This window comes from Kitasatospora sp. NPDC059577, assembly GCF_042735475.1.
Classification (GTDB): Bacteria; Actinomycetota; Actinomycetes; order Streptomycetales; family Streptomycetaceae; genus Kitasatospora.
Map to the genome: position 1 here is coordinate 68,246 of NZ_JBHWBZ010000034.1, position 11,268 is coordinate 79,513.

Annotated in this window: 7 protein-coding genes and 1 pseudogene; 2 read left to right on the top strand and 6 right to left on the bottom strand. The window is 73.7% G+C overall.

The genetic code is table 11. The features are described 5' to 3' along the window. Positions 1-116 precede the first annotated feature (116 nt). The 4 genes from ACFV0O_RS24700 to ACFV0O_RS24715 form a co-directional block, all read right to left on the bottom strand. Positions 117-2,486, bottom strand: coding sequence for an immune inhibitor A domain-containing protein (locus ACFV0O_RS24700; protein WP_380345352.1), 2,370 nt, complete (start codon positions 2,484-2,486; stop codon positions 117-119). Positions 2,487-2,675: 189 nt separating this feature from the next. After that, positions 2,676-3,053, bottom strand: a complete 378-nt coding sequence (locus ACFV0O_RS24705; RefSeq protein ID WP_380345353.1) for a DUF2568 domain-containing protein — start codon at positions 3,051-3,053, stop codon at positions 2,676-2,678. A 156-nt stretch (positions 3,054-3,209) separates the two neighbouring features. Continuing rightward, positions 3,210-3,587, bottom strand: coding sequence for a YrdB family protein (locus ACFV0O_RS24710; protein ID WP_360261527.1), 378 nt, complete (start codon positions 3,585-3,587; stop codon positions 3,210-3,212). 85 nt (positions 3,588-3,672) lie between these two features. Continuing rightward, positions 3,673-5,739, bottom strand: a complete 2,067-nt coding sequence (locus ACFV0O_RS24715) for a prolyl oligopeptidase family serine peptidase (RefSeq protein WP_380345355.1) — start codon at positions 5,737-5,739, stop codon at positions 3,673-3,675. 94 nt (positions 5,740-5,833) lie between these two features. Between ACFV0O_RS24715 and ACFV0O_RS24720 the strand changes: the two genes are divergently transcribed. Next, positions 5,834-7,006, top strand: coding sequence for an aminotransferase class V-fold PLP-dependent enzyme (locus tag ACFV0O_RS24720; RefSeq protein ID WP_380345357.1), 1,173 nt, complete (start codon positions 5,834-5,836; stop codon positions 7,004-7,006). 181 nt (positions 7,007-7,187) lie between these two features. On the opposite strand, the pseudogene ACFV0O_RS24725 reads toward ACFV0O_RS24720, so the two are convergent. Beyond that, a pseudogene (locus ACFV0O_RS24725) lies at positions 7,188-7,512 on the bottom strand (ArsR/SmtB family transcription factor); the annotation flags it as partial. A gap of 31 nt (positions 7,513-7,543) precedes the next feature. Further along, positions 7,544-7,918: a hypothetical protein gene (locus ACFV0O_RS24730; protein ID WP_360261519.1), complete on the bottom strand. Its 375-nt coding sequence runs from the start codon at positions 7,916-7,918 to the stop codon at positions 7,544-7,546. Between the two features lie 366 nt (positions 7,919-8,284). On the opposite strand from ACFV0O_RS24730, the gene ACFV0O_RS24735 reads away from it, so the two are divergent. Continuing rightward, positions 8,285-11,140 (top strand): DEAD/DEAH box helicase, encoded by a 2,856-nt coding sequence (locus ACFV0O_RS24735; RefSeq protein ID WP_380345370.1) that lies wholly within the window; start codon positions 8,285-8,287, stop codon positions 11,138-11,140. Positions 11,141-11,268: the final 128 nt, after the last annotated feature.

Below are 11,268 nucleotides of genomic sequence, written 5' to 3' on the forward strand. Positions count from 1 at the left end.
AAACAGTCGGGGGCGCCCCCCGGGCCCGGGGGGCCGCGCCGCCCCCCCGGCGGGGGGGGGGGCGGCGCCCCCCACTGGGGCGCGGCCGCCCCCCGGGGGGCCCGGCCCCGGGCGGCTCAGGAGGCCGGGCCCACCCGGACGGTGGTGATCCGCCCGCCCTGGGACTCCCGGACGACCTCGATCCTGGTGTTGGTGTCCGGGACCTTCACCGTCAGCTGCGGCGTGGCCGGGTCGGCGTACACCCCGCTGTGGTCGTTGAACACCGGGACGGCCGGCTCGGCCGGGATCCGCACCGCGACGCCGCCCTTGTGCAGGGTGAACGGCGTGGTCGGCTTGAGCGAGAAGGTGGCGTCGAAGGTCTGCGCCCGCGCGTTGACCAGGGTGCCGTCGGCGAAGCGGATCGGCGCGGGGTGGGCGTCGATCGGCAGGATCAGCCCGCCGCCGGGGTGGTCCTTGGTGTTGTTGTCGCCGTACGAGGTGTCCCACAGCCAGAGCAGGACGCCCTCCTGGTACGGGTAGGGGTCGACCACGTTGGCCTTGCCGGTGACGCCGGTGTAGCCGAAGTTGTACGGCCCGGTCCTCAGGAACGCCCCGTAGCCGGTGTAGCGGCGGTTCTCGGCGATGTAGGCCCGCGGGTGCTGCTTGACGGCGGTGCGGCCGGTGATCACCGTGAAGCCGTTGGCCGTCCAGCCGCCGGCTCCGTTCTCCGCGCCGTCGGCGAACAGCTCCGTACCCGCGGCGGTGGCGCGCACGGCGTCCACCAGGACGCCCTTGCCGTGGGTGTTGCTGTCCGAGGTGACGTGGAAGCGCAGCCGGACCTGCTGTCCGAGGTAGCCGTCGAGCGGGATGTGGAGCTTCCGGTAGGTGCCGGAAGTGCCGCTCAGCCCTGGGGTGTTGGCGCTGGTGTTGCCGATCGGCGCGCCGTCGACGGTGCCGCCGAGGGCGGTCCAGTGCTTGCCCTGGTCGGTGGAGGCCTCGACGGTCAGGAAGTCGTAGTCCTGCTCGACGTCGTACCAGACCGCGGCGTCCAGTGCGGCCGGTCCGGCGGCGGTGCGCAGGTCGACGTCCCGGGCGAGGGAGTTGTCGAGGTTGTCGCCGGTGTCGCTCCACCACTGCCTGCCGCCCTCGTAGGGGTCGGCGAGGTCGGTGCTGGTGGTGCCGTCCGGCAGGTGCACGAGGACCGCCTGCGCCTGGTCGGTGTTGTAGCTGCTGACGCCGAGGGCGTGGCTGGAGCGGGTCGCGGCCTGCGCCTCGTCGTAGTTGAGCCAGCCGAACTGCAGTTTGCTCCAGGCGTCGAGGTCGCCCGGGTAGCCGCCGGTGGTGTTGGGGCCCTTGCCCAGGTATGAGCCGGAGGACATCAGCGACCAGAAGTTGACGCTGTTGTCGCCGCCGTTGGTCGGGTAGAGGTCGGGCAGGCCGAGGTTGTGGCCGTACTCGTGGGCGAACAGGCCGACGCCGCTGTTCTCGCCCGCCTGGACGTAGTCGTAGACGTACAGGCCGGTGTCGCCGACGGGGGCGCCGCCGATCTTGTCGCCGGCCGGGCCGGTCTGGCCGGTCGCGTCGGGGAAGGCCCAACTGCGGTGCGCCCACAGCGCGTCGGCGCCCTGGGCGCCGCCGCCCCAGGTCTCGTCCACGCCGGCGTGGACCACGATGACGTTGTCCAGGTAGCCGTCGGGCTGGGCGAACTCGCCGTCCTTGTCGTGGTCGTAGCGGTCGTAGACGTCGTACTGGGCGAGCTGTGCCTTGATGTCGGCGGTGGAGCGGCCCTTGGCGACCTCGCCGTCGTACCAGGCCTTGACGGCGTCCCGGACGAACTCCTGGGCCTGGGTCCAGGCGCCGGAGCCCTGCGGGCCCTTGTTGCTGCCGTAGCGGGCCTCGTTGTACGGGACGGTGACCCAGTCGCTGACGGTGCCCTCGACGTCGTACCGGCCGGAGGACTGGGTGCGGTAGTAGTTGCGCATCGACACGGCGCCGGGCGAGTCGTCGAAGAACATCTTCTGGTAGTACGTCCGGTCGAAGTCCGGTGACCACAGTGTGTGGTTGTCGTCCTTGCCCGGCTTCGGGATCTGGTTGTGGCGCGGGCCGGGGGTGCCGCCGTAGCGGGCCTGGCCGTTCCACTGCGTGGAGTCGTCGACCTCGTCGCCGAACTGGGCGAGGATCACGAAGACCTTGTCCGTGCGCTGGTGGGCGAGTTGGACGTAGTCGTTGCCGATCTTCACCTTCGCCGGGGCCCGTTTGTCGGCGCTCTTGGCGACGGCGCCCTTGTTGAGCTGTTCCAGGGCCTTGCTGCGGAGCGCCTGGCGCTCGCGCTCCTGCGGGACGAGCGGTGCGGGCGGGCCCTCGGCGCCCTGCTGGGCGGCCTCGGAGGCCGCGGCGGTGACGGCGAGGGGTGCGGGGGGTGCGGCCTGGGCGGGCGTGCCCAGCAGGGTGGCCGCTATCGCGCTCGTGGTGAGCGCGGCTGCGAGGGCCGCGGACAGTCTGCGCAACTGACCGGTCCTTTCCGGAGGATGGGGTGCTTCGGGTCGTCGGTCGGTGAAGCGCAGGTAATATTTCACATGTCACCGGTCACGTGGAAGGGGTCCGGCGCAAGCGGAAGGGGCGCCGCACCCGGAGGTGCGACGCCCCTTGCGGCGTGGCCTCGTGCCGCTTCGTCAGTCGTGCGGGCGGCCGGACCGTCAGCCGTTGGCGAAGTCCAGCACCAGGCTGAACACCACCAGTGCCGCGAACACCGCCGCCAGGGTGGCCGGCCCGGCGGCGTACAGCGCGACCGCGGCCGCGCCCAGCAGCACCAGCTTGAGCGCCAGCCGTGCGGCGAGCGGCAGTTCGACCTTCGCCCGGCGCTCGGCCAGGAACACGTCCCAGACCGCGCGGGCCGCGGCCGGGACGCCGAGCCCCAGCAGCAGCCGCAGGGCCAGGCCGTCACCGGTCCGGAAGCCCCAGTAGCAGAGCGCCGCCAGGCTCGCGAGCTGCACCCCGAAGCCGAGTTCGGTGCCGGCCCTGGCCAGCGACCTGCGCAGTCGCCGCTCCGTCGGGCCGGGTCTGTCGATCGTCATCCGCGCGCTCTCCCCGCCTCGGTCCCCGCCCGCCGGGCCGCCCGGGCCGGCAGGCCGTCAAGCGGAGTGTCGCAGCCCGGCAGGGCGAACTCAACGGATCTTCCTGCGGCTGCCGGTCGATGCCTCCGACCTGCCGGTTCGTCAGCGGTCCTGCCGTCAGCGGGTGGTGTACTCGACGGCCACGCTGACCACCACCAGCACGGCGTAGACCACCGCGAGCGTGCTCCGCCCGGCGGCGTACAGGGCGAGCGCGGCCGTGCCCAGGGTCAGCAGCTTGAGCACGATCTCCGCGGCGACCGGCAGCCGGAACGTCGGCCCGCCCGCGGCCAGGAACAGGCCCCAGACGGTGGCCGCCAGGGCCGGTGCGCCGAGCCCCAGCAGCAGCCGGGTGCCCAGGGTGGAACCGGTCCTGAAGCCCCAGTAGCAGAGCGCCGCCAGCATGGCGAGCTCCAGCCCGAAGGCGAGGCCGGCGTTGCCGGCGGTCAGCGGGGTCCACTGCCGCTGTCCGACCGGGCCCGGTCTGTCTATCCTCATCCGTGCTCTCCCCGTTCGACTGCCCCGCCCGGACCGGACGGCGGTCACGCGGAGTGTCGCAGTCCGGCCCGGGCGGCGCAACGGATCAGCCCAGGGAGGCCTTCAGGAAGGCGCGTTCGGCCAGGCTCAGCCGCTCGTTGGTCCCGTCCGGGGTCATGTGGGTGACGCCCGGCAGCGGCAGCACCGCGTGCGGACGGCCGGCCGTGGTGAGGGCCTGGGAGAGCAGCAGGGTGTGCGAGGGGTGGACGTTGTCGTCGGCCAGGCCGTGGATCAGCAGCAGCGGCCTGGTCAGTCCGGGCGCGTCGGTGAGCAGGCAGTCGCCGGCGTAGCCCGCGGGGTTGTCCTGCGGCAGGCCGAGGTAGCGCTCGGTGTACGCGGTGTCGTACTGCCGGAAGTCGGTGGGCGGGGCGCCCGCGCAGGCGGCGTGGAAGACGTCCGGGCGGCGCAGCACGGCGAGCGCGGCGAAGTAGCCGCCGTAGGACCAGCCGCGCACGCCGACCCGGCCGAGGTCGAGGTCCGGGTGGCGCGCGGCGAGCGCGTGCAGGGCGTCGACCTGGTCGTCCAGGGCGGCCTGGGAGAACCGGCGGAAGATCGCCCGGGTGAAGTCCGGGGACACGAACGGGGTGCCGCGGTTGTCGGTGGTGACCACGGCGAAGCCCTGGTCGGCCCACCACTGGCGGAGCTGCCAGCGGCGTGGTTCGGCGGCCACGGCCTGGTGTCCCGGCCCGCCGTAGACGTCCAGCAGGACGGGCAGCCGACGGCCGGGGACGTGGTCGCGCGGGTACACCAGGGCGGTCGGCAGGCCGCGTTCGGTGACCCGGGCGAGCAGCGGGCGGACCCGGTACGGCAGTGCGGCGGAGTGGTCGGTGAGCGCCGTCTCGCGGCCGTCGCGCAGGACGCGGCGGTGGGTCCCGTCGGCGGAGGCCGAGGTGAGCAGCAGGGTGTCGGCGGCGGCCAGGGCGGAGTGCACGCCGGGGCCGGTGGTGAGGAGTTCGGGTGCGCCGCCGTCCGGGTCGACCAGGTGGACGTACTGGTCGGCGGGGTCGCCCTGGCCGGTCTCGCAGAGCAGTCGGCCGTGCAGCCGGCCGACCACCCGGCGGATCTGCAGCCCGGTGGTGTCCAGCGGCTTGCCGTCCAGGGCGAGGCCGCGGGCCTGCGGGGTGTCGTGGACGGTGAGCAGCCGGCCGTCGGGCAGCCGGTCGGGGGTTCCGGGCAGCTCGTCCACCCAGAACTCGTCGGTGGTGCGGGAGAGTTCGCGGGTCTCGCCGGTGGCGGGGTCGGCGCTGAGCAGCAGGACGTTCTGTTGCAGCCGGTCGGCGACGGTGAGCAGCACCTCGTGGTCGGAGGCCCAGGAGGCGGCGCAGAGGTACGGGAAGCCGTCGGCGTCCCAGTGCAGCCGGGTCCGGCCGCCGTCGAGGCCGAGGACCCAGAGCTGGACGTCCGCGTTGGGGCCGCCGGCCTGCGGGTAGGCGAAGTCCTCGGGCGCCTCGGCGGGGCGGGCCGGGTCGGCGAAGTGGCGGCGGGGGAGGGCGGATTCGTCCACCCGGGCGGCCAGCAGCGCGCCGCCGTCCGGGCGCCACCAGTGGCCGCGGGCGCGGCCGAGTTCCTCGGCGGCGGCGAACTCGGCGACGCCCCAGCGGGCGCCGTCGGAGGGGGAGAGCGGTTCGAGGCCGGGGGTGACGTACAGGGCGTCGTCGGCGACGTAGGCGACGCGCTGGCCGGTGGTGTCCGGGCGGGGGTCGAACGCGGGGCCGGCGACCGGGAGTTCGTCGCTGGTGCCGGCGGCGGTGTCGGTGCGGAACAGTCGGCCGTCGAGGGTGAAGGCGACGATCGCGAGGTCGGCGGTGGCCGCGTAGCCGCCGATCCCGGCGGCGACCAGCCGGGTGCGCTCGCGCAGGCGGCGCTCGACGGCGGGCAGGTCGTCGCGGCGGCCGGTGCGGCCGGGCAGCAGCGCGGCCGGGTCGGCGACCGGTCGTTCCTCGCCGGTGGCGGTGTCGAGGAGGTGGAGGCGGTCGACCGGGTCCTCGGGACCGGTCGAGCGGAGCAGCAGCAGCCGGGTACCGTCCTCGGCGAGGGTGTACGCGCGCGGTGCGCCGTAGGTGAACCGGCCGGTGCGGGCGCTGAGGGCAAGGAAGGCGTCGGTGATGGTCACGGCCCGATCGTGGTCGCGCGGTGCGTGCCCCGACCAGTAGTCTGTCATGTGAAATGTCACACACCACGTAGGTGTGCCGTCGAGCGGAGGAAACGTGATCGAGGACCTGCCGACCGCCGGACCCCCGGCCCCGCTGCCCGCCGCCGAAGGCCTGTTCAGCGTGTCGGCGGACGCGGCGCACCTGAACCACGGCTCGTACGGCGCCGTGCCCGTCCCGGTGCAGCGGGCGCAGGAACGGCTGCGGACCGAGCACGAACTCGACCCCGACGGCTTCTTCGCCGACCTCCCGGCCCGGATCGCCGCCGCCCGGACCCTGATCGCCGCCGGGCTGGGCACCGACCCGGAGCGGCTCGCCCTCGTCGCCAACGTCACCGAGGCGGTCGCGATCGCCCTGGACAGCCTCCCGCTCGCCACCGGCGACCGGATCCTGGTCACCGACCACGGCTACGGCGCCGTGACCCGGGCCGTCGAGCGCAAGGCCGCCGAGACCGGGGCCGAGGTGGTCACGGCCCGGATCCCGCTGGACGCCCCGGACGAGGACGCGGTCCGGGAGGCCGTGCTCGCCGCCGTGGACGCGCGCACCACCGTCGCCGTCCTGGACCAGCTCACCTCGCCCACCGCCCGCCTGGTGGCCGGCCCGGCCCTGCTCGCCGAACTGCGCCGGCGCGGCGTGACCACCGTCGTCGACGGCGCCCACGCGCCCGGCATGCTGCCCGCCCCGGCCGAGCCGGACGCGGACTTCTGGTTCGGCAACCTGCACAAGTGGGCCTTCGCCCCGCGCGCCACCGGCGTGCTCGCCGTCCGACCCGAGTGGACCGGCCGGGTGCGTCCGCTGGCGCTGTCCTGGGAGCACGACAAGGGCTTCCCGGGCAACGTCGAGTGGCGCGGCACCTGCGACTACACGCCGTGGCTGGCCGCCCCGGCCGGCTTCGAGCTGATGCGGGCGCTCGGCCCGGCGGCGGTGGCCGCGCACAACACCGCGCTCGCCGCGTACGGCCAGCGGGCGCTCGCCGAGCGGGCGGGGCTGGCGCCGCTGCCCGCGACGCCCGGGGTGTGGATGCGCACCGTCCGGCTACCGGCCGGCCACGGCGAGACCGAGGAGCAGGTGCGGGCGCTGATGGCCGAGACCTGGCGGCGGCTGCGCACCCGGATCGCGGTCCGCCCCTGGGACGGCGGCGGGGTGCTGCGGATCAGTGCGCAGCTGTACAACCGGCCGCAGGAGTACGAGCGGCTGGCGGACGGGCTGGCCGGGGTGCTCAAGGCCTAGCCCGGACCTGGCCGGTACCGCTCGGGGGGCGGGTCCGGATCCGGATCCGGCTCGGTCCCCGGGTCGGAAATCGGACTCGCGGTCCCCGGATCGGAACTCGGACTCCCGGGTCCCGGATCCGGAATCGGATCCGGCTCGGTCCCCGGGTCCGGCCCCGCATCGGGGTCCGGATCCGGGTCCGGGTCGGCCCGCAGTTCCGCGAGCAGCAGGTTCCGGTCCGCGAGCAGCCCGGTGAGGATCCGCCGGGCCGCCCGCAGCAGTTCGGCGACTTCGACGCCGGCCAGCGCGTAGACCACCGTGCTGCCCTCCCGGGTGGCGGTCACGATGCCGGACCGGCGCAGCACCGCGAGTTGCTGGGACAGGCTGGAGGGCTCGATCTCCAGCTCGGCGAGCAGGCAGCGGACGGGCGTCGGTCCGGCCTGGAGCAGTTCCAGCACCCGGATCCGGACGGGATGGCCGAGCATCCGGAAGAACTCGGCCTTGGCCTGGTAGAGCGCGACCGTCACGATGCCCCCCTTCCTGGTGTCCGTCCCGGGTTCAGATCTCCAGCGAGAGTTCGATCCGCTTGAGCTGGTGGCGGGCCATCGCGAGGTTGGAGCGGTTGCGGTTGAGCGCCAGGAAGAGGAACAGGCCCCGCCCGCTGGGCGTCGTGATCGGCCGGACCATGTGGTACTGGTTCGTCAGGCTGATCAGGATGTCCTCGATGTCGTTGTCGTGCAGGTTGAGCATCTCCATCGCCCGCATCTTCGCGCGGACCACGTCGGTGTTCCCGGCCGCGGCGACGTTGAGGTCCAGTTCGCCGCCGTCGCCGAGGCTGCCGAGCGCCATGCCGCTGCCGTAGTCGACCAGCGCGACGCCGATCGCGCCTTCGATCGACATGGCGTCCTTGAGGGACGTCTCCAGGTTCGCCATCGTGGCTGTCCTCCCGTGATTGGTGGCTGTGACCTCGAAGGTAAGGAGATCGGACGACGGTTCACCGGCGATGATCGAAGTCGCCCGAATTCGGCTCACTTTTGATCACTTGAAGACATTTGCAACTATGGATCTGAGAGAGAACTGATCCCGTGACGGTCCCGCGACCGGTCCGTGGCCGATCCCGCGACCGATCCCGCGACCGATCCCGGGGCGGGCCCCGGGGGTCCCGCGGCGAATCCCGCGGCTACTCCGGTGGTGATCCGGCGGTCGACCGCACCCCGGAAAAAGGGTGCTATCGATGTCGGTCCACCCGGGTAACCTCTCGCTGAGATGCGAGATCACACCAACCACACCCGGACGGCGATGAACACCCCTGATCCAGAGCCCCAGGACGACCGGGAGCTCAGCCCCGCCGAGGCGTACGCGGCCAGCCGCCGCCGGGCCAAGGAGCAGGCCACCGCCCTGTACGGCTTCCAGCAGCTGTACGACTTCCCGCTGGACGACTTCCAGCTGGAGGCCTGCGAGACGCTGGAGGCGGGCTCGGGCGTCCTGGTCGCCGCCCCGACCGGCTCCGGGAAGACCATCGTCGGAGAGTTCGCCGTGCACCTGGCCCTGGCCGCCGGGCGCAAGTGCTTCTACACCACGCCGATCAAGGCGCTGTCGAACCAGAAGTACGGCGACCTGGTCAAGCGCTACGGCGCCGCCAAGGTCGGCCTGCTCACCGGCGACAACACCGTCAACGGCGACGCCCCGGTGGTGGTGATGACCACCGAGGTGCTGCGCAACATGCTCTACGCGGGCTCCAGCACCCTCGACGGCCTCGGCTACGTCGTGATGGACGAGGTGCACTACCTCGCCGACCGCTTCCGCGGCGCCGTCTGGGAGGAGGTCATCATCCACCTCCCCGAGTCGGTCACCCTCGTCTCGCTCTCCGCGACCGTCTCCAACGCCGAGGAGTTCGGCGACTGGCTGGACACCGTGCGCGGCGGCACCAAGGTGATCGTCTCCGAGACCCGCCCGGTGCCGCTGTGGCAGCACGTGATGGCCGGCAACCGGATGTACGACCTGTTCGCGGACCCCGACCGGGACGGCCGCCCCAGGAACAACCTGAAGAACCCCGGCAAGGCCGTCAACCCCGAGCTGGTCCGGCTCGCCCGCTCCGAGGTCGACCGCAACCCCCGCGACCGCTTCGGCCGCGGCCGGGGCCGCTCGATGCCCAACGGCCGTCCCGGCCGGGTCTGGACGCCGGGCCGGGTGGACGTCATCGACCGGCTCGACGCCGAGGGCCTGCTGCCCGCGATCACCTTCATCTTCAGCCGGGCCGGCTGTGAGGCCGCCGTCCAGCAGTGCCTGAGCTCCGGGCTGCGGCTCAACAAGGAGGCCGACCGCGCCACGGTCCGGGCGATCGTCGAGGAGCGCTGCGCCGACATCCCCGACGAGGACCTGCACGTCCTCGGCTACTTCGAGTGGCTGGACGGTCTGGAGCGCGGCATCGCCGCCCACCACGCCGGGATGCTGCCCCGGTTCAAGGAGGTCGTCGAGGAGCTCTTCGTGAAGGGCCTGGTCAAGGCCGTCTTCGCGACCGAGACCCTGGCCCTCGGCATCAACATGCCCGCCCGCTCGGTGGTCATGGAGAAGCTGGTCAAGTGGAACGGCGAGACCCACGCCGACATCACCCCCGGCGAGTACACCCAGCTCACCGGCCGGGCCGGGCGGCGCGGCATCGACGTCGAGGGCCACGCCGTGGTGCTCTGGCAGCGCGGCCTCGACCCGGAGGCGCTGGCCGGTCTGGCGGGCACCCGCACCTACCCGCTGAAGTCCTCGTTCCGGCCCTCCTACAACATGGCCGTCAACCTGGTCTCGCAGTTCGGCCGGCACCGCTCGCGCGAGCTGCTGGAGACGTCCTTCGCCCAGTTCCAGGCGGACCGCTCGGTGGTCGGCATCGCCCGCCAGGTGCAGCGCAACGAGGAGGGCCTGGAGGGCTACCGCGAGTCGATGACCTGCCACCTCGGCGACTTCGACGCGTACATGGAGCTGCGCCGCCGGCTCAAGGACCGCGAGAACGAGCTGGCCCGCGAGGGCACCAGCCAGCGCCGCGCGGCCGCCGTCGAGTCGATCGAGCAGCTCAAGCCGGGCGACGTCATCCACGTCCCCACCGGCAAGTTCGCCGGCCTCGCGCTGGTCCTCGACCCGGGCCTGCCCCCGGTCGACCGCTCCGGCCGGGGCGACCGGCGCCACCCGGACTTCCAGGACGGCCCGCGCCCGGTGGTGCTCACCGCCGAGCGCCAGGTCAAGCGGCTCGCCATGATCGACTTCCCGCACCCGGTCACCGCGATCGAGCGCGTCCGCATCCCGAAGTCCTTCAACCCGCGCAGCCCGCAGTCCCGCCGGGACCTCGCCTCCGCGCTGCGCACCAAGGCCGGCCACCTGGAGCCGGACCGGTTCCGCCGCGGCCGCGCGGCCGCCGCCGACGACCCGGAGATCACCCGGCTGCGGGCCGAGCTGCGCCAGCACCCCTGCCACGGCTGCTCCGACCGCGATGACCACGCCCGCTGGGCCGAGCGCTACCACCGGCTGCACCGCGACACCGAGCAGTTGGAACGCCGGATGCGCTCGCGCACCCACACCATCGCCCGCACCTTCGACCGGGTCTGCGGCCTGCTCACCGACCTCGGTTACCTGAGCGGCGACACCGTGACCGACGACGGCCGACGGCTCGGCCGGCTCTACGGCGAACTCGACCTGCTCGCCTCCGAGTGCATCCGAGAGGGCGTCTGGAGCGGCCTGGCCGCCGCGGAACTCGCCGCCTGCGCCTCGGCGTTGGTGTTCGAGGCCCGGCAGGCCGACGACGCCGGCGCCCCCCGGGTGCCGGAGGGCGCGGCCAAGGAGGCGCTCGGCAAGATGGTCCGGATCTGGGGCCACCTGGACGCCCTGGAGGAGCAGCACCGGATCAACACCGCCGAGGGCGTCGGCCAGCGGGAGCCCGACCTGGGCTTCGCCTGGGTCGCCTACCGTTGGGCGCTCGGCCACAGCCTGGACCAGGTCCTGCGCGACGCCGAGATGCCGGCCGGCGACTTCGTCCGCTGGACCAAGCAGCTGATCGACGTCCTCGGTCAGATCCAGGACGCCGCCGGTGAGGACGCCGAACTCCGCAGGACGGCCCGCAAGGCCGTCGACGGCCTCCGCCGCGGCATCATCGCCTACTCCTCGGTGGGCTGACACGACGGAGCGGGGGGGGGGGCGGGGGGGGGGGGGGGGGGGGGGGGCCCGGGGGGGGGGGGGGGGCGGGGGGCGCCGCGCCCGGCCGGGGGGGGGGGGGGGGGGGGCCCCCGCGGGGCGCCCGGAGC